Source organism: Microcoleus sp. PH2017_24_DOB_U_A, assembly GCF_020738205.1.
Lineage (GTDB): Bacteria > Cyanobacteriota > Cyanobacteriia > Cyanobacteriales > Microcoleaceae > Microcoleus.
On sequence record NZ_JAEQCT010000037.1, the window covers coordinates 23,561 to 46,224 of the forward strand.

General features: G+C 45.5%; 18 protein-coding genes. 11 read left to right on the plus strand and 7 right to left on the minus strand.

Annotated features, from left to right (window positions below; genetic code table 11):
- Positions 1 to 544 precede the first annotated feature (544 nt).
- Complete coding sequence (locus tag JGK07_RS11005; RefSeq protein ID WP_293224547.1) at positions 545 to 5,104, plus strand: response regulator; 4,560 nt, start codon at positions 545 to 547, stop codon at positions 5,102 to 5,104.
- Between the two features lie 294 nt (positions 5,105 to 5,398).
- Here JGK07_RS11005 and JGK07_RS11010 read toward each other — a convergent pair whose 3' ends face one another.
- On the minus strand, positions 5,399 to 7,009 hold the full coding sequence (locus tag JGK07_RS11010) for an NB-ARC domain-containing protein (protein WP_293224549.1): 1,611 nt from the start codon (positions 7,007 to 7,009) through the stop codon (positions 5,399 to 5,401).
- Positions 7,010 to 7,385: 376 nt separating this feature from the next.
- Between JGK07_RS11010 and JGK07_RS11015 the strand changes: the two genes are divergently transcribed.
- The gene (locus JGK07_RS11015) at positions 7,386 to 10,181 is read left to right on the plus strand and encodes a hypothetical protein (RefSeq protein ID WP_293224551.1); all 2,796 of its coding nucleotides are present in this window, start codon (positions 7,386 to 7,388) and stop codon (positions 10,179 to 10,181) included.
- 20 nt (positions 10,182 to 10,201) lie between these two features.
- Here the strand turns inward: JGK07_RS11015 and JGK07_RS11020 are convergent, their stop codons facing one another.
- A complete protein-coding gene (locus JGK07_RS11020) occupies positions 10,202 to 10,372 on the minus strand; it encodes a hypothetical protein (RefSeq protein ID WP_293224553.1) in 171 nt (56 codons plus the stop codon).
- 9 nt (positions 10,373 to 10,381) lie between these two features.
- Between JGK07_RS11020 and JGK07_RS11025 the strand changes: the two genes are divergently transcribed.
- The 5 genes from JGK07_RS11025 (at position 10,382) to JGK07_RS11045 (ending at position 12,758) form a co-directional block, all read left to right on the plus strand.
- Positions 10,382 to 10,918, plus strand: a complete 537-nt coding sequence (locus JGK07_RS11025; protein ID WP_293224555.1) for a hypothetical protein — start codon at positions 10,382 to 10,384, stop codon at positions 10,916 to 10,918.
- Positions 10,919 to 11,176: 258 nt separating this feature from the next.
- Positions 11,177 to 11,587 (plus strand): hypothetical protein, encoded by a 411-nt coding sequence (locus JGK07_RS11030; RefSeq protein ID WP_293217303.1) that lies wholly within the window; start codon positions 11,177 to 11,179, stop codon positions 11,585 to 11,587.
- On the plus strand, positions 11,587 to 11,883 hold the full coding sequence (locus JGK07_RS11035; RefSeq protein ID WP_293179073.1) for a hypothetical protein: 297 nt from the start codon (positions 11,587 to 11,589) through the stop codon (positions 11,881 to 11,883). Before JGK07_RS11030 ends, JGK07_RS11035 begins: the two co-directional genes overlap by 1 nt.
- Entirely contained in the window at positions 11,880 to 12,356 is a 477-nt protein-coding gene (locus JGK07_RS11040) for a hypothetical protein (protein ID WP_293179076.1), read from the plus strand. Before JGK07_RS11035 ends, JGK07_RS11040 begins: the two co-directional genes overlap by 4 nt.
- Positions 12,357 to 12,359: 3 nt before the next feature.
- Positions 12,360 to 12,758: an HNH endonuclease signature motif containing protein gene (locus JGK07_RS11045; protein ID WP_293179079.1), complete on the plus strand. Its 399-nt coding sequence runs from the start codon at positions 12,360 to 12,362 to the stop codon at positions 12,756 to 12,758.
- A gap of 131 nt (positions 12,759 to 12,889) precedes the next feature.
- On the opposite strand, the gene JGK07_RS11050 is transcribed toward JGK07_RS11045, so the two are convergent.
- The 5 genes from JGK07_RS11050 to JGK07_RS11070 form a co-directional block, all read right to left on the minus strand.
- Positions 12,890 to 13,294 (minus strand): transcriptional regulator, encoded by a 405-nt coding sequence (locus JGK07_RS11050; RefSeq protein WP_293224557.1) that lies wholly within the window; start codon positions 13,292 to 13,294, stop codon positions 12,890 to 12,892.
- Complete coding sequence (locus tag JGK07_RS11055; protein WP_293203431.1) at positions 13,278 to 13,553, minus strand: type II toxin-antitoxin system HigB family toxin; 276 nt, start codon at positions 13,551 to 13,553, stop codon at positions 13,278 to 13,280. The genes JGK07_RS11050 and JGK07_RS11055 overlap by 17 nt, the downstream gene beginning before the upstream one ends.
- Before the next feature lie 102 nt (positions 13,554 to 13,655).
- Positions 13,656 to 13,856: a hypothetical protein gene (locus JGK07_RS11060; protein WP_293224559.1), complete on the minus strand. Its 201-nt coding sequence runs from the start codon at positions 13,854 to 13,856 to the stop codon at positions 13,656 to 13,658.
- 170 nt (positions 13,857 to 14,026) lie between these two features.
- Positions 14,027 to 14,638 carry a Uma2 family endonuclease gene (locus tag JGK07_RS11065; protein ID WP_293179094.1) on the minus strand — a complete coding sequence of 204 codons (612 nt, stop codon included), beginning with the start codon at positions 14,636 to 14,638 and terminating at the stop codon, positions 14,027 to 14,029.
- A gap of 516 nt (positions 14,639 to 15,154) precedes the next feature.
- Positions 15,155 to 16,816, minus strand: a complete 1,662-nt coding sequence (locus JGK07_RS11070) for a glycosyltransferase family 39 protein (protein ID WP_293224560.1) — start codon at positions 16,814 to 16,816, stop codon at positions 15,155 to 15,157.
- A gap of 74 nt (positions 16,817 to 16,890) precedes the next feature.
- Here JGK07_RS11070 and JGK07_RS11075 point away from each other — a divergent pair, with 74 nt between their 5' ends.
- The 4 genes from JGK07_RS11075 to JGK07_RS11090 all read left to right on the plus strand — a co-directional run.
- Positions 16,891 to 18,387: a hypothetical protein gene (locus JGK07_RS11075; RefSeq protein ID WP_293224562.1), complete on the plus strand. Its 1,497-nt coding sequence runs from the start codon at positions 16,891 to 16,893 to the stop codon at positions 18,385 to 18,387.
- Between the two features lie 216 nt (positions 18,388 to 18,603).
- Complete coding sequence (locus JGK07_RS11080; protein ID WP_293179102.1) at positions 18,604 to 18,774, plus strand: hypothetical protein; 171 nt, start codon at positions 18,604 to 18,606, stop codon at positions 18,772 to 18,774.
- A 13-nt stretch (positions 18,775 to 18,787) separates the two neighbouring features.
- Positions 18,788 to 19,327 carry a hypothetical protein gene (locus JGK07_RS11085; RefSeq protein WP_293190475.1) on the plus strand — a complete coding sequence of 180 codons (540 nt, stop codon included), beginning with the start codon at positions 18,788 to 18,790 and terminating at the stop codon, positions 19,325 to 19,327.
- Positions 19,328 to 20,327: 1,000 nt separating this feature from the next.
- Positions 20,328 to 22,664, plus strand: a 2,337-nt coding sequence (locus JGK07_RS11090; RefSeq protein WP_293290870.1) for a DUF4347 domain-containing protein, incomplete at its 3' end; no start/stop codon positions are given.

Sequence of the window (22,664 nt, forward strand, 5' to 3'; positions counted from 1 at the left end):
GCAAAACAAAATTGTTATCAGGATTCTCAAGGGCGGTGAGGTGTTTCTGGTAAGTTCGTGTCGCCTCGATTCACTATTATACAACTGGTTCGATCGTTCGGAATGCAAGTCCTCCAGAAGAAGGACTTGCATTCCGAACGATCGAACCGTAAAGCAAAACAGAATTGCGATCGGGCGAATCAAAAGCGGTTCTCAATCCAGCACGCCTGTTGTGTCAACCGCCACCGGCACCCCGCCCTGGGCGGGGCGAGTATCAAACGCGAAGTTTTTTCGTGGCGCGATCGCCCGTTTCTTTTGAAAATCGCGGTTAGCTCATGACTCGCAGGCGATCGGTTGTGCATAATGAAGGGAACTAAAGATGTGAAAATACTACACTGACTGTGGGGGGCTAGATACCCGATACCTTGGAAATACCGAGGGCTTTTGCAAATGAGCCCACAACAGTCAAAACACGCAGGCCAGGCTCGATCGCCAATGCTAAACAACCTACGTCTCCAACCTCCCCAGGCTACTTGCTTAGTAACACCGTGAGGAGGCCGACGCCATGCAACTCCGAAAAAAAACACTATTAATTATCGGTGCAGCTCTGATCAGCCTGATTGTGGTTCTCTATGCCACTGCATCAACCATTTTGCTGCACGATTTTAACAACCTGGAGGCACAGTACGTCCGCCAGGATGTCGCGCGGGCTTTGGATGCCTTAGATGATGACTTGTCGAATTTAGACACCAGCGCTCAAGATTACGCCGAGTGGGATGATACGTACTCTTTTGTCGATACACGGAACCAAGAATTTGTCAAGTCAAATTTTGTAAATTCGACATTTGTTTACTTGAGATTAAACTTATTGGTGCTGCTGGACTCCGACGGTAAGACCATCTTCAGCAAAGGTTTTGACCTGAAATCCAAAACCGAAATCCCAATTCCGGCAAGCTTGCAACAGCACTTGACCGAGGCGCTGATCGAGTCCCAGACAAGTTCTGAGGAGGGGTACCCCGCCAAAACAGGCGTCGTCACCCTGCCAGAAGCCACGCTGCTGATAGCCTCAAAACCGATCGTCAACAGCAACGCTCAAGGCCCGCCGCGGGGGACGCTGATCCTGGCACGCTACCTCGACAACACCGAAATTGGTTTGCTTTCGGAACTGACTCACCTGTCAGTGGATTTTAGATTGCCGAGTTTAGATTTTAAAGTGGGAGCCACGAACTACTCCGGACAAGGTGCTAAGGTGCTGGCTCGCTCCAGGCAGGATTTGGACAATCTCAAACTCAAAATTTCCAACCTCAAATCAGTAGAAATTTTAATCGAGCCGCTCAGCGACAGCGTAGTCGCAGGATACGCCCTGATTCGGGACATCCGGGGCAAGCTAGCGCTGCTGCTGCGAGTAGAAGTAGACCGAGTAATCTCTAGGCAAGGTCAGGCTACCCTAGAACTCTTTACTTTCTCGATATTGGCAGTAGGTTTAATATTTAGCGCGATCGCCATGCTGTTGTTAGAAAACTTAGTCTTGGCGAGATTGGCCGACTTGAGCACTAGCGTCAGCAACATCGCAGCCAACGGCGATCCAGACTTGCGCGTTCAAATAATGCCAGGAGGCGATGAACTCGCCAGCTTGGCCGACACCATCAACCAAATGTTAGAAGCATTGGGCAATTCTCAAGTCGAACGCAAGGAGAGCGAATACCGCTATCGGTTGATCGCCGAAAACTCAACCGACATGATTACCAGACACGACCCCAAAGGCGTGTTTATCTACGTCTCGCCCGCCAGCCACGCTTTGCTGGGATACGAACCTTCGGAACTGATTGGGCGCCTTCCCAACGATTATTTTCACCCGGACGATTTAGAAACCGTCGCCAAAGCTCACTCGAAAGTCCTGGCGCTGCCAGTTACTTACACCGTCAGCTACCGCATCCGCCACAAAGACGGCAAATACATTTGGTTTGAAACCACCAGCCGCACGATCCGCGATCCCGAAACGGGCTCGGTGCAAGAAATTATCGGCGTTTCGCGCGACATTAGCGTACGCAAGCAAACAGAACAAGAACTGCGAGAAAGCGAAGCTGCAATTAAAGCTTTGTACCAAGTGACTTCTGCTCCCCGTACAGACCCGCAGGGCCGCCTTTCTACCTTTGATTTGCGCCTCGAAGAACTGCTGGCAATGGGATGCCGGCATTTAGGCCTTTCCGTGGGAATTTTGTCGCACATTCAAGGCGACAACTATCAAATAATTGCTGTTGAATGTCCCGATGAGTCGATCGTCAAATCACAAATCTACGATCTGGAAAAAACCTTTTGCGTAGCTACAGCAATGGCAAAAGAACCGATGTACTTTGAGTCGGTGAGGTTTTCGGGTTTGTGTTTCAATACTCCCAATCCTGCCTTCAACATCGAAGCTTACATGGGCACTGCCGTCACGGTGGCAGGTGAAGTTTACGGCACTCTATGCTTCTTTGCTCCGACTCCTCTGACAGAACCGTTCCGAGCTGTAGATAGAGAGTTGGTGAAACTGATGGCTCAGTGGGTGGGCAGCGAACTAGAACGCCAGCAAACAGGCGTAGATTTGGCAAAAGCTCGCGACGAAGCACTGGCAGCTACGAAAGCCAAAAGCGAATTTTTAGCCACCATGAGCCACGAAATTCGCACTCCGATGAATGGAGTCATCGGCATGACAGGTTTGCTGCTGGATACCCACTTAAGTCGGGAACAGCGCGATTTTGTAGAAACTATCCGCAGCAGTGGCGATGCTTTGCTGACGCTGATCAACGATATTCTGGATTTCTCGAAAATTGAGTCGGGCAAATTGGACTTGGAGGAACATCCGTTTGACATCCGCACTTGCATTGAGGAATCTCTCGATTTGGTAGCTGCTAAGGCGGCACAAAAAAAACTGGAATTGGGTTACTTGATCGATCGCTCCGTACCACCAACGGCGATCGGTGACAGTGCCCGCTTGAGGCAAATTTTAATCAACTTGCTCAGCAATGCTGTTAAATTTACTGAAAGGGGAGAAGTGGTGGTTTCGGTGACTGCCAAAAAGCTTGCAGTGTCCACGATCGGCGCTCAAGAACTGCCAGCAATTAATGGCGAACCACGAGCAATTCACAAAGTATACGAAATACAATTTGCGGTTAAAGATACTGGTATCGGCATTCCGTGCGATCGCATGGATCGGTTGTTTAAATCTTTCAGCCAGGTTGATTCTTCAACGAGCAGGCAGTACGGCGGTACGGGATTGGGCTTAGCAATTAGCAAGCGTTTAGCCGAAATGATGGGCGGCAGGATGTGGGTGCAAAGTATGGGTTGTCTGGCTGGCAATCCTCCGGGAGATTTTAAAGTGGCAGTTTTTGAGATCGCAGGTGAAGAATCTTGCGAAATTGCCGAAAAATATGGCTCTAGCAAATCTTTACTCAGCAGCGAGCCGATCGACCAAAATCCCAAATCCGCAGGCTCTACTTTTTATTTCAGCACGATCGTTTCAGGCTGCAACAGTTCCTTACCAGTTAATTTGAGCACTACTCAACCTGAATTAACTGGGAAGCGAGTCTTAATTGTCGATGACAATGCAACCAACCGCCAAATTTTGACTCTCCAAGCTCAGTCTTGGGGAATGGTGCCTAGGGCTTCAGCTTCGGCTCGTTTGGCTTTAGATTGGATCGCGGCTAAAGAGGTGTTTGACTTGGCAATTTTGGATATGCAAATGCCACAAATGGACGGGTTGGCTTTAGCTGCGGAAATTCGCCTGTATCCCGAGTGCCAAAAGTTGCCGTTAGTGATGCTAACTTCGATCGGCAGACAAGAAATTAACACCCCTACGATTGAGGTGGATTTTGCTGCTTTTTTGAACAAGCCGATCAAACAATCTCAGCTTTACAATGTTTTAATCAATATTTTTGGGAAACAGACTGCTGAAATTAGAGTGCAGCGAACCAGCGGGCCTTTATTGCAAAGCATACCCGTGCTGGCCGAGAATTTGCCGCTGCGGATTCTGTTGGCTGACGATCATTTGGTGAATCAGAAGGTGGCTTTGCAAATTTTGCAGCGGATGGGGTATCGGGCGGATGTGGCAGGAAATGGTATCGAAGTGCTCGAAGCTTTGCACCGCCAGCCTTACGATGTTGTGCTGATGGACGTGCAAATGCCGGAAATGGACGGTTTGGAAGCTACCCGTCGCATCCGGGAGGGATTTTCAGCGGCTTTGAACTTAGAAAATGCCAGGGAAGAATCAGAAGTTTCAATAAGTGAGGAGGAATTTAACAATGGAAAATCCCAAATCGAAAATCCCGAATTTAGTGATGAGCAATCTAACAATCCAAAATCCAAAATCCCCAATCCCGAATTTAGTGATGAGCAATCTAACAATCCAAAATCCAAAATGCAAAATCTAAAATGGACGAGGCCTTGGATTGTGGCGATGACGGCAAATGCGATGCAGGGCGATCGCGAAGAGTGCATGGCTGCGGGGATGGACGACTATTTGAGTAAGCCGATCGCCATTGAGGAGTTGGTGCGAGCTTTGAGCGCGTGTAAATCTCGCTCAAATGGGGAATTCGATTGCCCGCAGCCGATTTTTTGTGTGAGCTCGCAGATTGAACCGACAGTAGGAACAAGTGAATTAGAAGTGCGATCCTCTTCGAGGGCTGCGCTAACGAATGCTGCTGTTGGGGAAAATCAACAAGTGACTATGCCCAATTCGTCCTCCGCCGTCAGGTGGGGTGCATCAAATGTCGATCGGGCTTTGTCACAAAACGGCGATTGTCTGAGTGCCAAGATTATAGAGGGACTGCGAGATGTCGAAGCTTTGGAAGAGGCGATCGACCTTTACCTCGAAACAGCCCCCGAACTGCTGCAAGGCATCTCCGTGGCTCTGTGCAACGCCGATCCGCTAGCTTTGCGGCGAACTGCTCACTCCTTGAAATCAATTAGCGGTACTCTCGGTGCTTTTCACTTGTTTGAGTTGTGCGAGGAACTCGAAATCATGGGCCGGATGGGGACAGAGGCAAATAAGCCTTTATCTGGGATGGAATCCGGGCTTTTAGAACAGGTTGAGGCCGAGTATCAAAGAGTCGAAACGGCCTTGAAAATAGAACGGGAATACAGCTAGACAGTCACAGAATAATAATTAACCTGAATCGGGCAAATCCACGCGATAAACATGATGAGGTACGTTGTTGTGCTTCAGCCCTCTTATACCATTTTTTAAAAGTTATGACAGACTTTAGCAAAAAGGGAAAGTCGATAAATTGCAATCTTTTGTCGTCCTCGAACTCTATCGGATATTTGAAAAATGCTATTATACAAGCTGTCAGTCATACCTCATCTCTTTGAGAAAAGCTATAATTGCTTTGACGGTAAAGTTCGATGGAATAACCTTGAACTATGGCTGTTTCTACGATGTCTAGTTTGTGAAATAAGGTTTTTCGATTAGCAATGGCAACTCTATATTTCCACACACTAATCCTGCACAATTCCACTGCCGCAGATACTCACAAACTTCAGAAATAATCGCATTTGCTGCATCTAAATCTTGTGCTTGAGAAGCATGATAGTGCGCTCTGATTAAGGGCTGAATATCCTCGATATCTTGCCATTCCGATTCCGGCTTGAGGGGAATGCTGATATAATAATTATAAGCTTGGCTGTGCGCTGTACGGACATTTTCGGAATTTTGATTTAAGAGATGCTCGCCCTTTTCTTGAATTAGCGGATGCAACTGATAGGATTTGAGATGGCGATCGTAATATAGCAATTGCCTGCGTTTGAGTGCTTGAATAATATTTTCTTTAAGTTCATATTTGCTAACTTCTGGCATTTGAGCGCTAATTCCTGCAAAAGATAGCGGATATTCTGAGGTTTGATAGACGGAAATTCGGCTGAGACAAGTTTGTTCGCCGTCGCCCAGACGCGCTATCATTTCATCGATCGCACTTTCAATATCTCGAATCAGCAACCAGTCTCTATTGTGTAAAAAATGCCCGACATTTCCTTGAAACTCCGTATCATCTCGAATTAAGGCTGCGACGAGTTGTAAGGCTTTGGGATGTCCAGAATAGCGATCGCCCATTTCCGCTAATTCCTCTGCATTTGCTGTCAGATTAAAAGATTGCAATAGGGAAATTGCCGCATCTCGATCCAATCCGTTGAGCTGGATTTCGCGGGTGACTGTGGGCGACAATTCGGCTAAGCTTTCGCGACTGGTAAATATAATTTTGCTTTGATGTTCTGTTTCTAATAGTTGTTTGAATAACCAAGCATATTCTGCACAATCTTCGGCGAAATAACCAGCCGCTTTTGCCTCTCCTGCTTTCAAAAGTGTGTCGGCGCGATCGAATACGAGCAAGCAAGGTTTTTCTCTGAGGATTTTGAGCAGATTTTCGGTTTTTTTGCCGCAGTCATTTTCAGCGTTGGTGGTGGCGGTAATCTCGCCGTTGGAGAGGGTGAATAGCAGGGAGTCAATTGTGCGATCGCAGGGGGGTGCTTTGCCTGTTGCGGATTGCAAGGATTGCCAAGCGGCGCAGGTGAAGGGGGTATTTTCTGTGTGGAGTTGGCGAATTAGTTGGCTGATGAGGGTGGTTTTTCCGATTCCCGGTAATCCGACTATTGAGATGGCGGTGATATCTGAGTTAACGATAGTAGTTTTTAAGATTTCGAGTTCTTTGGTGCGCTGTACCCAATTTCTGACGGGGGGTAAGTTTTCGGGGAGGGGGAAAGTGCGATCGGTTTGGTTGTCTAGGGGGATATCTGCGATCGCGGCTGCTAAAAGTAATTCTGTTTGTTTTATATCATTGCGCTCAATAATATCTTCCCAGTTATTGATTCCTACAGCTTTGCAAATATCGATAAATGTTTCGCGTCGAATTCGGTTTTGCGCCCAAAATCTCCTTAAAGTAGCTTTGGAAGTTAAAGCGGCTTTGCACCAGGTATCCTCACTTTTATTCCATCCGAGATTGCGTCTTACCATGTCAATGATTTTTAGCCCTTCTTCAGATGCTCTGAGCAATCCTGCCATTGGTACTCCTCTACGGAAACTCTGCCTTAGTCAAGAATGTTACACGATTTGGTGAGCCGAGAAGTGAGCCAAATGAGCTAAATGAGCTAAATGAGCCTTTTTTGCTGAGCCAAATGGTGAGCCGTTTAGCCTTTGCAGATTCAGGATTGTGGAGTAATCTGAAATGATGTGCTTGGCTATCAGCTAGGTTTGATGGTGCATCGGTTGGGCGATCGGGGATACAGCTTATCTGCGATCGGGAGCAATGTAAAGTTTTGTTACAAAAACAGGGTGATCGGCATAAAAAGCAGAGGAAGGCCCTGATAAGTATTTAGGAAAGCTTGCTAGGCGGGCTTTGCTGGTTTTTACGCAACTATATTTTTGAGGAGATCGGATTATGACGAATATTAGCTTAGGGCAGACGATTAATGGAAGTTTGAGCAGCACTGATGATGTAAATCCTAAAAGATCGGGTGGCTTCTTGGATCAATATACATTGGATGGGCTGTCTGATTGGCAGCAAGTTCAGGTTAGCTTGGATTCGACTGCTATTGACAGTTACCTACAACTGATAAATGCTTCAACAGGTAGACAAATTATTTTCGATGACAACTCAGGCGGTAATCTGAATTCCAAGCTAAGTTTTACCAAGATTCCAGGAGTTAATTATATTCTTTGGGCTACCAGTGCTAACTCCGAGCAAACAGGAAACTATACCTTCAAAACTAGCTCTTTGGGGACTGCATCATCTTTAGTTGTTACGAGAAATGGACAAGAAGCCGGAACAGTCGATCCATTAGGTAGATTTGTATCAATAGGAAGTTTTGTTGAAGCCGGAAGTAACTCAAGATTCGTTGACATCGCTTTCTCAAATGACAACAAGCTTTTGGGTATTAAGAGTGATTCATTTCCTACCCAGTTGTACAAAATTAATCCTGAAACAGGTTCCTCCTCAGTGATTGGCAACTTTCCTTCAGGGGTGGAAATGATTGCTCTGGAATCTTCTCCTAGCAACATACTTTATGGAGCTAGTCGCTCTAATGGCTCTAATAAGTCTAAACTATACACCATTAATCCCCAAACCGGCGCTGCATCATCAATAGCAAACTTTCCTTGGGACGAAGGTTTGACTGGCGACATCATATTTGATCCGGTCAATAACCGATTTTTGTTTGCGAAAGGAAGTGATTCTAACTCTAGCTTATTTTCAGTTTCTTTAACTGGTCAATCCACTAAAATTGGTGATATTGGCTTTGGTGATGTATATGGTTTGTCTTTTGAGGGAAACACTCTTGTTGGTTTCACAAATGATAATAAGCGACTTATTATTAATCCAGCAACAGGAAAAGGGACTTTCGATAGAAATATCACAGGTCTTACCGAGGGCTATACGATTAGTGGTGCAGGGTCTATCCCATCTGCGACTCGGACTCAAGCGCCGACTGTTCCAACTCCCGTTCAGGAAAAGCTACCAAATACAGTCACGGCTGATTTTGTTGACTCAGACACAGATAAAATTTTAAAGAATGGTCTAGCCAATTTCATTGCTAGCGATAATGCCGCCCCCTTGACTGTTCAGTATGGTTCAGATCTATTGGGCTTAGATTCAAGTATTCGCGAACTTAACAACCTCAAGGATTTCAAATATGGAGAGTGGCAGCAAGGCATTAAAGATGACCTAGAAAAAAATATACGCAAAGTAGAAATTAGACAACTTAGCGAATCACCTCAACCCCAAAATACATGGGTACTTATTCATGGGTGGAATGATACTTCTGATAGGTTTCCAGACTTAGAAAAGGCACTGAAAGCAGCGAAACCTAACGATCGAGTTTTGTTACTAGACTGGAGTGATGCTGCTAGCAACGGCATATTACCAAAGGACAATGAAGACGCTACACGTGCTACATTTCGCTTAGGTAACTACTTTGCAGCTAAGTGGGCTAGCCCTGTTGCTGAATGGGCAGTTAAAAAGCTAGAACAGGACTATGGAATTGATGGTAAAGCAGCTCGTGAAAACCTAAAAATAGTAGGTCATAGCCTTGGCTCACTCGTCAGTAGTGAAATGGGAAGGATTTACACATTAGGCACTAATAGAAAAGGTGAAAATGTCATACCCAATGCAACTGGACTTAACACGATAATAGCGCTCGATCCTCCTTCACAATTGAATATAGATCTGTATTCAGGTTACACAGCAAGCTACGATTTAGATGGAACAACAGCAAAAGCAGACCGCCCAGAATTCTTCCAGGATATCGCCCGTAATTCCCTAGCCTTTGTTGGTGCGAATAGTCTTGCAGGAAATCAACGCTTGGCTGCGGGAGCCCTAAATTCATTCCAAATGGATTTTGGCAGCGATATCAAGGATTTAAAGCAGGTTAGTGCTGAGCATTTTGACGTTGTTAATACATTTACGGAGTTAATCAAGGAAAAAGGCGAAATAGGAAACCGCATCGTTAACAACCAAACCTTTAACGCAAAGCAGAATACCTTCATTTATGATGATGGAGATGCACAGAATGGATTGGCACATGAAGGGGTTCTTTTTGTTGAACAACGCAACCAGCCAACTGACCTTATGGTCAGAAACGCGAAAACGTCAGATAAGAATGACTCTATATTTTACGGAACTCCCAAAAATGACAGGCTGATTGGTGGATTTTACAAAGATAATATTTTCGCAGATGCAGGAAACGATACCCTTTATGGACTCACGGGAGACGATACCCTTTACGGCCAGCAAGGCAACAACACCATCCGCGCAGGGAAAAATAATGACATTCTTTTGGGGGGTGAAGTTGATGACTTTCTGTTTGGTGATAATGGCGATGATACATTGATTGGTGGGAAAGGTAAAGACAATCTAACAGGAGGTTTTGGTAACGATACATTTGTATTTTCATCGGGTGATGGTGCTTCTCGTATAGATGATGCTGATATCATTACCGATTTTGGTACTGTTGTTAATGGCTTTTTGAGCTTTTTCGGTGTTGGTGGTGCTGATAAGATTGGGTTAGCAGGTGAGTTGAAAACCAATATGATTGATTTTGAGTTACTTAACGGTGGCGCACAGACTGCATTGAAGGTTAACGTTAACGGAACTAATCAATATCTGGCTGTGCTGAATGGAAATTTCAATAAGAATAATTTGCAGTTTCAAGAAAACTTCGTTATTCCAACAATTTCTTGAATAATCAGATACCTCACCTGTTAGACATTCCAAAAGCTTAATCGCCCTTTCCCCCATCCGCGTCCATCAGCGTGCATCTGCGGTTCAAAAGCGCGATCGCCCTTACGACAAAAAGTGCGATCGCCATTTGAAACAATCCCCAATACCAAGACTACCCCACAACCACCTTCCTTAAATCCCAACCCTCTCATAGAGCTTGAATGATGGTTAAACTGAAATTCAAAATATTAGCAACACTAGCCCTAATCAGTGCAATTGGCATAGATTGTACCAGTCTAGTAAAACCAGCCACCGCACAAACCGCCGCATCTCTAGCCTATCATCTCAAACAAGCAGGCGCTAAGCTGTATGGCGCTTCTTGGTGTCCTTACACTCGAAGACAGGCGCAATTGTTCGGAGATTCCTTCAGCCAAGTTCAATACATTGAATGCTACCCCAATGGTAGAAATGGTGAATTTAATTCGCAGTGCCAGAGAGCCAGAGTTTTTACCTATCCTACATGGGTAATTGGTGCTCGCACGAATGATAGTATGATGTCTATTCAAGAACTAGCCAACTTTTCTAATTATGGTACACCTTCAAATACCAACGACAAAGTAAAAATATGTGACTATAAAGCCGACCTGATTTTCTATGAAAGAAATCCTCAAATGTTGGGTCGAAAAATTTCTAGTTTTCAATCTAGTTTAGCTAGTGAATGGTCAGGAATTAGAAGGAATATTCGCGGATGTCAGTAACGCACTAAATCCCTAGAATAAGTAGTGCAGGACTGATGTGCTCCGACAAAGAAACCGGGTTTTTACCGAATCTGTTGGCTGCGGCGAAGTATTTTCGCAAAAACCCGGTTTCTGGGCCCCATGCGTAAGTCATAAATACAGATAAATTGCGTTTTTATCTATCCGCATCCATTCCGTTTATCTGTGATTGCTAAAAAGCGCGATCGCCCTTAATCCATGATAGGGTTAAATCAAAGCAGTGAAAGCTAATTCATATAAATGACGGACGAAACTCGACGAGAAATAGCAAGACGACTAGCTAGAGAACTAGCATCAAGGACAGTCATCTCACCCATAACAGCCGGACAAGGCTTTCAAACATTTGGTGAATTTAAAAGAACGATGGGGGTGGCAGGATCGGGGTTAGCGTGGCATCATATAGTTGGGCAAACAACATCAAATTTACAGAGATTCGGGGCTCAAGCAATACACAATACAGGCAATCTCGTCCGGTTAGAACACGGTACGGGGTCAATTCATCAGGAAATTACCAATTTCTACAACTCCCTCCAACCTGAACTCACAGGTACGATCACTCTAACCGTGAGAGGATGGCTCAGCACTCAATCTTTTGCAGAACAACAAGACTTTGGCATTAAAGTTATTATAGCTTTCGGAGGAACAGTTTAATGCTGACTCTAGATATCCAATCAATTCTCAATTCTATTCCCAATGAAATTAGCTGGCAAGATATCGTACAGTTTGAAAAACTAGACGATCGCGTTAGCATTGCTAATGACCTTTGTGCTAACATTATTGGTGTCAATGAAAGTACGATCGAATGGTGTCCTAATGAAGATTCTGCCGATCGTTTAGAACAACTGGTTTGGTGGTGGGTTGTGCGTCCCGATTTAGGAGCGGCGATTGCCAAAGAAGCTCCTCAAGAACTCAAAAATATTATCAGTCAATACATTCTGCAATCTTGACAAAAACCAGCGCTCGTCTGTGGTTCAAAAAAATGCGATCGCCCTTAACGACAAAAAGTGCGATCGCCCTTTCGACAAAAAGCCTTAGAATAAGTAATAGCTCCTCCACTTTGAGGGTTTTACCAGTGACAACCATCACCATTGAAGTTCCCGACGATCTCTCAGAGCAACTCGCACTCTTGGGCGAACAACTGCCAGAACTCTTGCGCCTGTGCGTCGAGCAACCAGTATTGCCCTCCCGCACCTACCGCTATATTTTAAACTTTCTTGCCAGCGCGCCCACAGCAGAAGAAATCGCAGCCTTCCGCCCCACTCCTGAGATGCAAGAACGCCTGCGGATATTGGTAACACGCAGCAAAGCCGGTGAACTGACTTCCCCAGAACAACTAGAACTAGATGAATACGAGCGGATTGAACATCTAGTAATCATGCTCAAAATGGGCAACCTACCTTATCTCACTCGCCAATCTTGATTTGTGACTTATATTTCTGCCACCCTTCGCCGATATATTGAAGAACGCGCTTCCTACCGCTGCGAGTATTGTCTGCTGGGAATTTCTTTGAGTTTCTTCCCTCACGAAATTGACCACATAATTGCAGTGAAGCACGGAGGTACAACTGATGCGGATAATCTCGCCTTGGCTTGCTGGCGGTGCAACCGATATAAAGGGACAGATCTCGGTTCTTTCGATCCCCAGACTAGCGCTTTTAGTTTCCTCTTCAACCCCCGGACGCAGAACTGGCCCGAACACTTTACATTGGATGATGATGCCCTGATTATTGGGTTAACTCCAGAAGGGCGCACAACTGTCAATTTGCTACAGCTTAACAGCGATGAGCGACTGGCCGAACGCAGGCGATTCCCTTCGGGATAGCTTCGCTTCACGCTCTCTAGTTCATAATAGGGCGATCGATACGCACTACGACTAAAGAAACCGGGTTTTTACCGAATCTGTTGGCTGCGGCGAAGTATTTTCGCAAAAACCCGGTTTCTGGGCCCTATGTGTTAGTTAGTAAATAAACTCGGCTCTACATGAAACAAACTACCCAGAATCAACGCCTGCTCTTTGCTGAAATATCCCTCACCGTTAACCAATTGATATACTCCTTCTTCAGAGCCAATAATTCCCACTAAATCCGCAGGTTTTAGCGATCGCTGTTCCATCAAAAACAACAACAGTGAACGACGTGTAGCCGTTGCTCCCGGTGCGTAGTATTCTTGCTCAAATTTTTCAATCAATGCAATCAACAATTCATATAACTCATCTTCTTCAGGAGTGCGATCGCGACGGTGCATCAACTCTTCCACCATCACCAAAGCTTTTTCATTTTCAGCTTCATTTCTAATTATTTTGGGCTGAAACTGAGACAATAACTCTTTGTATTTATCTGGATTAAAAATAAGGGTCATTTTTCCATTTTTCCTTATCATATTCAGCATGAGTAAGAATGTATTTGATATAAATTAACTGGCTTTCATAATCGATACTAACTATCAATCGGTAGTTGTTCCCTTTGATATTGAAAACCGTAAAACCTCCCACGGCTTCAGCTTTAGGGAAAACAGATTGCACTTCAACTAAATTTGACCATTTAGCTTTGCTAGCAATTTTAAACCAGTTATCCAGGGCTTCCAGACAATCAGCATGACTTTCGCTATATTCACGCATCTGCCGGTAGCTGATTATGTGCATATGTTATAGGCAATTTCAACTAAACTTTATCTTAACTAAGCTGATTTATTTTGTCAAGTATGCGCGAAATGAGGTAGCTTATTCCCATTGTTCCAGTTCCTCGAATGGTAGCGGTTCAAAAAAAGCATCACCGAGTTTTCCCGTCAGTAAACCAGGGGTGCGCGGCTGTGGCTGTTCTCGTCCTAATCCGAGGCGAAAAGAGTGAATCAAGTCATAGATTTCTGCGAGTTTGTCTTCGGGGATGTCTTGTAATTCTTGAACGATCTTCTCAATTAGCATAAATCAAACACTCCAATAGTTGCTGGTTAATCGATCGCACTACAAGAGTTGCGGTCTTGTCTATTATGGCTCATCGTATAATGACACAAGTTGGCTACGGGCTACGGCGATCGCCCTTTACGACAAAAAGTGCGATCGCCCGCCAATAAATCTGCCACAAATTCACCGAATCAAACTTCTCCAATTTCCGGTGCGATTTCTGCATCTACCTCTTCAAAATTCACCTTATTATAGATATCTGCCACAGAAATTTCAAAGGATACTGAAGCAAGCGCGATCGACTCATCCGATTCATTGTACTCAGCAAACGACCATCGCTTATTATCCGTCTTAGAAAAATGTTCGATATATTTCCGATTTTGATCCAGCAACAAATATTCCTCAACCGTGGGAATCGTGCGGTATCCCTCAAACTTTTTGCCGCGATCGTATCCTTTAGTTGACTCTGACAAAACCTCAATAATCACTCTGGGATTAGTAATCATATCCGTGCGGTTATTATAATATTCCGGCTTGCCACATACTACCATCACATCGGGATAGGTATAGATGCGCCTCTTGGGCATCCACAAGCGGACATCACTCATGAAAACTTCATAATCTTCAGTCTTGAAAGCAAAATTTAACGCCGCGTAGAAATTGCCAGCAATCCGATTGTGATTTGTAGAGCCACCGGCTATAGGAAATATTTCACCGTCAATATATTCGCTTTTGCACTCAGCAGCCTCCTCTAGTGCTAGATATTCCTCGGTCGAGTAGTATCGCTGTTCGGTAAGTTGCATAGTTCGATCGCAGATCATTTAACTAATACTTTTGTTTAGTATAACATTTTTCTGGAAACTCTACTACTTCTAAAATATTTTCAAAAATGAACATTCCATTCCTCTAAAAGGCGATCGATATTTTTTTTCGGGCGAAGCGGGTTAATGATTCCTGTTCACCAAAATCCTGTAGGGGCGGGTTCACCAACCAAATTTAAAATTGACAGACTATCTCTATAAACCCGCCCTAAACAGACGAATAATCTTCATTAACCGAGAGCGGAATTAGCGCATTTAAATCGCAGAAAAATGATGTCGATCGAGGTTATTTGTTGGGCAGGGCTGGTTTATTGTTTTTGTCTGTTAGCGGCACAGATGGTTGGTGAGCTCGCCCCTACAATAATTGTGGAAAATCAAATAAAAATGATGTCGGTCGAGGTTATTTGTCGGGCGGGGCGGGTTTATTTATTCTATCAATTAATGGTACATATGGTTGGTGAAACCCGCTCCTACGGTATCTTTTGGCAACACGATCGCTTATTTTTTAGTTACTAAAATCCAATCATCGGCTGTTTTGACAACCTCAGCATTCTTCAAATCTAGATGTTTTAAAACAGGTTTCTCTAACAAAAAATAAGGTTGAGGAAGAGTTTGCCATTTCTGTTGTAGCGTCGGGCTGTCGGCGACAATAACTTGTCTCTCGCTATAAAAATTCAGCGACGGACGAGGTAATTTATGAGATGTAAAGACTTGCTGGCCGGCTGGGGTTCCTTGGCGGACAATTTCGGCGATCGGCTTCACTGGATAATCCTCCGCGAGTTCCCAAACCCAGTTATCGGAAGCGACAAATACTAACAGCGTAACGTAAGTTCCCCAAATTAAAACTAACAGAAACTGTCGGTCTTTGCGGTGGAGCAATACGGCGGCTTGCGCCATTGTCAAAGCTACAAACATCAGCATTAACTGCAAATCGCCCTGGGGGGACACAATTTGTCCGCCCAGCCGTATCCAGCCACTGAAGTACGCGCAGCCGACGACACCAACTACGGCTATTACTACCAAAATTGCCGGATGAGGCAACAAAGATATAGCATTAAAATATTCTTCTGTTTCATCTTTTGCGGATTCTTCCGGGACTGACATTTGTTCCCAAACTTCAGCGAGATAGCTACCAACTGCCAAAGCAAAAGCTGGATAAACTGGCAAAACATACCAAGGTAATTTGGTATTCATCACAGAAATAGCCAGCAGATATACTCCCGTCCAAACTAATACTAATTTTGCACCGGGAAAATTGCGATTTTCCCAACTCAAGCGCAGCCCTTGCAGCCAAAATAACTGCCACGGCCATGCTGATTCTAAAATTTCTAACAGATAATACCAGGGCGGGCCTTTGTGATTGCCTACGGGTTCCCAAATGCGCCGGAAAGATTGGTTAAATAAATTAGCGTTGATGAAATCTTGGCCGTAGTGCAGCCATTGGGCAAAATACCAAGCCGCTACTGGCAAAGTTCCGATCGCCAATCCGCCCCAAAGATACCCAGAAGTTAGCAGTCGCGGGGTATCCCAAACCAGGAAAACAAAGCCGATCGCGCACAGTAGCAGCCCCAACATCACGCCTTTAGTCAAGCAAATGAGTCCGAAGCCAATCCCCGCGCCCAAAGCGTAGCGCAAGTCGCGGCGCGATCGCAGCAAACACCACATCGATGCCAGCAAAAAACACAAAACTGCTCCGTCTAACATCGCCAAACGTCCGTGCCGCAGTACCGGGAGCAGCGTCAGATAAACGAGAGCCGAAAAAATGGCGATCGACCTTCTGGGAAACAACTCGCGCCCAATGGCGTAAAGAAGCGGCACTGAAGAAGCTGTCAGCATGGCGGGTACCAACCTCGCCGTCAATTCGCTGACACCACCGACGCGAAAACACAGCCCGATCAGCCAGTGTACCAGCGGCGGCTTGTTTAAATAAGGCATAGAGCCGATCGTCGGATACAGCCAATTTAAATTACCGCGCCAAATTTCGCGGCTTACCTGGGCTGCAATCCCTTCATCCCAATCCCGCAACGCCACGCCGCCCAGATTCAGCGCGAAAATCAGCACCGCAGCCAACAGAAAAGCCAGCATCCACAGTTTGTCTGTCAAGCTGTCATTGAAGCGAGTTTTCGGTTTGCGGCTTAGGAATCGAAAGATTTCTGACATAACTTAAGAGAGTTTTTAGCGTCCCAAAGAGAAGGTAAACTTATACAGCAGTTATTTGCGATCGGGGAAATACCATGAACTTACCTGTAATCATAGATATTATAATTGGCTTAGTGTTTATCTACCTGACTTTAAGCTTGCTAGCTTCCGAAATTCAGGAACTGATTGCTACTGTTTTGCAGTGGCGGGCGGAACATTTAAAGAAGTCGATCGAAGTGCTGATTTCTGGAGGCAGCGAAGGCACCAAAGATCCGCTGCAATTGCAGCGAGTCGGACTGTTGGCAAATTCAATTTATGCCAATCCGATTATCAAGGATTTGAATCAAGGAGCGAAAGGTCTTCTATCACAGGGATTTCGTTCGTTTACCCACCGCATGGGAGATTTATACCGCCGAATGACTGGTACTAAGAATGTTTTTGGCAATAAATCAACAGGGCCGTCTTATATTCCAGCCGATAGTTTTGCTGCGAGTCTTTTGGATACTTTAAAAATTTCTCCTTTGGTGGAATCGCTGTCTAAAAGCAGACTGGAAAGATTTAAAGATTTACAGTTGGCACAAATTCAAGTGATTGGAGAGGGTCTGAATCTGCCGGAGTCTACTAAACCAATTATTGAGCAAGAATTTGGCTGGCTGACTGCGGAGTTCAATCGAGTTGTTGAAGATTATAAAAACGATTTGGGAAGTTTGAACAACAGTTTGGATCGAATGTCGGAAAAATTGGGATTTTATATTAATGATTCTCAGGTTTATCTGCCGGAAACCGAGCAGGGAGGAAGAGAATTTCAGAGACAGATGGCTTTTATTAAGGCGAGTTTTGATAGCGAGTTTGAGCGGGCAGCGTTGCGGGCGCAACTGCAACCGAGTTTGAGCAATTTGTTAAATACGGTGAGGAAAGTTAGGAAAAGTCAGGATACGGTAGCACAAATTATGGATGAGAAAGAGGAGAGTCCGATTTACAAACAAATTCAAGAAACCTTGGACAGTATGCCAGAATCTTTGAAACGCAGTCTTTATATTTTGGCGCAGCGCGCTGAAACAGGCGGTGGAGATACTCAAGAGCAGTTGCAGCGGTTTCAGAAAGAAATTGAAGGTTGGTTCGATCGATCGATGGAGCGTGCTTCGGGGGTTTACAAGCGGAATTCTAGAGGGGTGGCGATTTTGCTCGGAACTACGATCGCCCTGGCTGCTAACGCTGATAGCATTAATATTGTTAATCGGTTGTCGAAGGATTCGATGTTGCGATCGACTGTTAATTTGTACGCTAAGCAGTTGGTTGAAAAAAATGCTAACACAAAATTGGATAATTTAACCAATCTCACAAAAGTTCAAAATCAGGTCGATCGAGCTTTGGATAATGTAGCTCTACCTTTTGGCTGGAGCGAACCGAACAGGTTAGAACTAGACGCCCAGGGGAATGTATTGTTGCCGGCTTTGATGGCAAAATTGTTTGGTTGGATGTTGAGTGGCGTAGCGATTTCTATGGGAGCTGGTTTTTGGTTCGAGGCGCTCAACAAGATTATTAACATCCGGAATGCTGGGAAGAAACCGCCCTCTACTACAGACTCGTGAACGGTGGTGTTGTCGGGCCGGAGGCAACTTTGACATTAAATATAAGGTACTTCATAAGGTACGTAGTTGCGCTTGGGCGCTCTTATATATTGAAAGAGCGCTGAAGCGCAACTACGTAATTAAGGTATGTAGTTGCGCTTGGGCGCTCTTATATATTGAAAGAGCGCTGAAGCGCAACTACGTACCTAACTTGCGAGCGAGCATTTGAGGTTTGAGATGTTAGATGGGGTCGATCGATCGGAATCGGGGGGTTTGGAGGACTCTTTGTTGAAGCGGTCACCTACAGGATACTCGATTAGATCGGTAATTACTGACCGATCGCCAATTGGGGAAAATACAGAAAATATAAATTCCGTGCGATCGCGGATGGCAGCACCAGAGAAATAGGCGAAACTGATAGATGAGTGCAATAGCCGCGAGCCAAACCAACCTAGTTCCTGCCTGTTTCCAACGCTCTGACTCCAAGGGTACATCTACCAGCCAACACCCTTTTGGAGGAAGGAATATGTTCACTTCTTTGACGGAAACCAATCCCGCCTCGGAATACCAAAATCCCGGATCCAGAAGTTTTGCATTTAATGACTCCAGCATCATTGACGGCGGATATTTTGTCTCTGGGATTTTCGCGACGCTTGCAGTAATTTTAGTCAAGTCTATGTCTGACGGGATCCAGCAAGTTATCTCGGCACTTCAAAAATATGCCTCTATCCTGATTAGAGAGATTGACAAAGTTTGCACAATTTTTGGCGGCAGTTCAGATTGCCTCGAACCAGATGACAGCCAATTGCTAAAATGGCACAGTTCCCTGAGTGACAAAAACGGACTGGGTTCGTGTTATGCCGATCGAGATAGCGACACACTCAGCAACGGCCGCGCGCGCGATCGGTTGTTTGCTAAGGAGAGTAATGTAATTGAGGCTGTGGAGCGTAAAACACGGTGATTGGCCACAATGGAATTGTCATTAACCGCCTGACGGGGCGCGAGGATGCGATCTGACTGAATCTGCGATCGATCGTATCAACTCCCGTTGAATAATTCTCATAGCCTTTGTAGTGTAGTGACGGCCCAACTCCGCAAAGTTCCTGTGCCCGCGCGCAAACAACTTAAGTGCGATCGATTAATCGGCACTTAATGTCAGACTGTTTTGATGCTTAGTAAATGCCACCAAACCTACTTGGTATCAGTATTCTGGTGTCTCAAAAATCTAGCCAGCCACGCAGCCTATCTCATACAATTTTAGATTTTCAAAGTGGGGATGACTGAGGTCGCTCTTCAGTTGACAGTTGACAGTTGACAGTTGACAGTTGACAGCTTGCCCGAAAAGCCGGTCGTTGGGTTGAGGGCGACCTCTACCGGGAAGTCCGAGGATTGGAGTAATGAATAGTCTTCTTTTAATTACTCCCGGGACTCCGGCTTTCAACCAATTCTTTCTGGTAATTTCGATCGCGCCTAAAGTTGCATTCTTTGTTTTAATTGGCTGAATTATTCAAAATGTATTATATAATTCATTTTAAAATTTGACCTAATACAGGTATGGACACGACTAAACCGTGTCTATCTACGCAAATTATCTGAGTAAAATCAACAATAGTAAATCTAATTTAGAGGGGTTACTCAGTAAGTAATTACCGTTGCACCCATTTTTTAATGCCTATAATTATCGGTATTTGCAGCCAATAATGCTGAAAAAGTCCGGCTTCAAAAAAGCTGAATTTTTTTGAATATGCGCCACATATTTGTTAGATATTTCAACAATCCTCACCAAAAAATTGAGTAACTACAAGCGGAAGTAAGTACAATCCGGAAAATAAAACATTTAAATAATTGATTAGTAAATGTTGCACTATTTTCAAAATAGGTGTTAATATGAATTCAAATAAGACTGATAAGAACACTCCTGGGCTGTATCTACCAATAACGCCCTTAATGGAGTATCACAAATGAGTTCTACATTCGCTCAAACCAACTCACAATCTTCTTTGGAGAAATTGCACCCACGTTCCTTAGTATTCATTGATTCCGGGGTGGAAGATTACGAGTCAATTGCAGCGGGAGTGCTACCTGGGCAGCAGGTAGTAATCCTCGATAGCACCAAAAATGGCATCCAACAAATTACGTCTGAAATTGAAAACTACGCCTCTACCAACGGGGCGATCGACTCGGTACACATTATTTCTCACGGCAGTTCTGGCAGCCTGCAACTCGGTAATACCGCTCTGGGTTCAGATAACATCGATCAATACAAAAGCCAGTTGGAAAAGTGGCAGACTTCACTAGCTCCAGAAGCCGACATCATGCTGTACGGCTGCGATGTAGCAGCAGGTACAGGCGCTAATTTCGTTGACAAGTTAAGCCAATTAACGGGGGCTGACGTTGCCGCATCCACCAACATTACTGGTAAAGACGGCGACTGGAATTTAGAATTTTCTAAGGGTCAAATTGAATCGGACTTAGCCTTGAACTCCGATGTGATGGCAAATTACCAAGGTGATTTAGCTACTATCGTCGTCACGAGTAATAGCGATAGCGGAGCAGGTTCCTTGAGAGCTGCGATCGCCTCCGCTGTTGCCGGGGACACAATTACCTTCGCTCCTGGTCTAGCTGGTCAAACCATCGCCCTTACCAGCGGTCAAATCGATATTCCCGTTGGCAAAAACCTCACCATTGACGGCGCCGGTGCAGCGGGTTTAACCATCAGCGGTAACAACTCATCCCGTGCCTTTTTTGTCAATGCAAACGTTGTGACTGCGACGAATTTTGCGGTCAAAAATCTCACTCTTGCCAACGGTAAAACGACTGGGACAGGTGGGGCGATCGGCACAACGGACGAAGTAAGGCTCACAGTAGACAACGTTCAGTTTAATAACAACGTTGCCGATAAAGGTGGTGGGGCAATTTTCGGCAATTTCAACAATACCCTGACTGTATCGAACAGTAAATTCACTGGCAACATCGCTACGGCGGGTAATGACGAACGCGGTGCAGGTGCGATCGGCTTTTTGAGCTCCAAAGCTTTTACTGTCACCAACAGCGACTTCACCAACAACAAGGGAATTAACGGTGGGGCAATTAACAGCCTTCAGGGCAAGTTAACAATTGACAATTCGCGATTCATCGGCAACGACACCAGCGCAGCCTCTTACGCAACAGGTCAAGGTAATCCTGGTTTAAGGGGTAACGGTGGCGCTATTTACACAGACAGAGCCAGCGGTCTAAATGAAGCTTCCGGCACAATCAAGATTACCAATAGCGTATTTCAGAACAATAAAGGTCGAGGTGAAGGAGGTGCAGCTTATCTGTTCACGGGCAGCCAAGACAATGTAATTTTGGAAAACACCACCTTCCAAAATAACGAAGTTATGGCGCTAACAGGCAGTCCCGGCGGTGGAAATCCTGGAAACGGTGGTGCGGTAACGGTTTTGAGCGACAGCACCAACCAGGGATTGACTATTACCAACACTAGCTTTGCTGGCAACAAAGCCAACAATCAAGGTGGTGGCCTGTGGATGCGAAATGCCCCTGCTACGATTACTAACAGCACGTTTTCTGGCAACTCCACCGCGTTTGCTGCTGGTGATTTCAACAAACTGGGCGGTGCCATGACTCTTGGTGCACGCACAACTATTGTCAACACGACGATCGCCGATAATAGTGCCGGTTGGGTTGGTGGAGGTATCTTCGCCGATGCCAATAATGTCACCCTCAAAAACACGGTTCTTTCCAACAATACAGCGGCTAACGGAGGAAACCCTTGGGGAATTCAGCAACACGTCACCGCCCAATATAGCGATCAAGGAGGGAATTTTCAGTGGCCGCCCAAAAACCCCAATGACGGCAGCGATGTCAATGCTACGGCAAGTGTGACTCTCGCAGATCCCAAACTCGGCCCCCTGCAAAACATCAACGGCGCTTTCGTAAGGCCTCTGCTATTAGGAAGTCCAGCAATTGATAAAGGGGTTGCAAGTGGCGCACCGGCTTTGGATCAACGCGGCGTGACTCGCCCTCAAGATGGCGATACTATTCCAGGGGCGATCGTTGACAGCGGCTCTTTTGAATACACCAATGGAGTCGTGCCAACTCCAACTCCCACACCAACTCCGGCGCCGACACCAACACCCGCGCCAACTCCAACTCCCACACCAACTCCGGCGCCGACACCAACGCCCGCGCCAACTCCAACTCCCACACCAACTCCGGCGCCGACACCAACACCCGCGCCAACTCCAACTCCCACACCAACTCCGGCGCCGACACCAACACCCGCGCCGACTCCCACT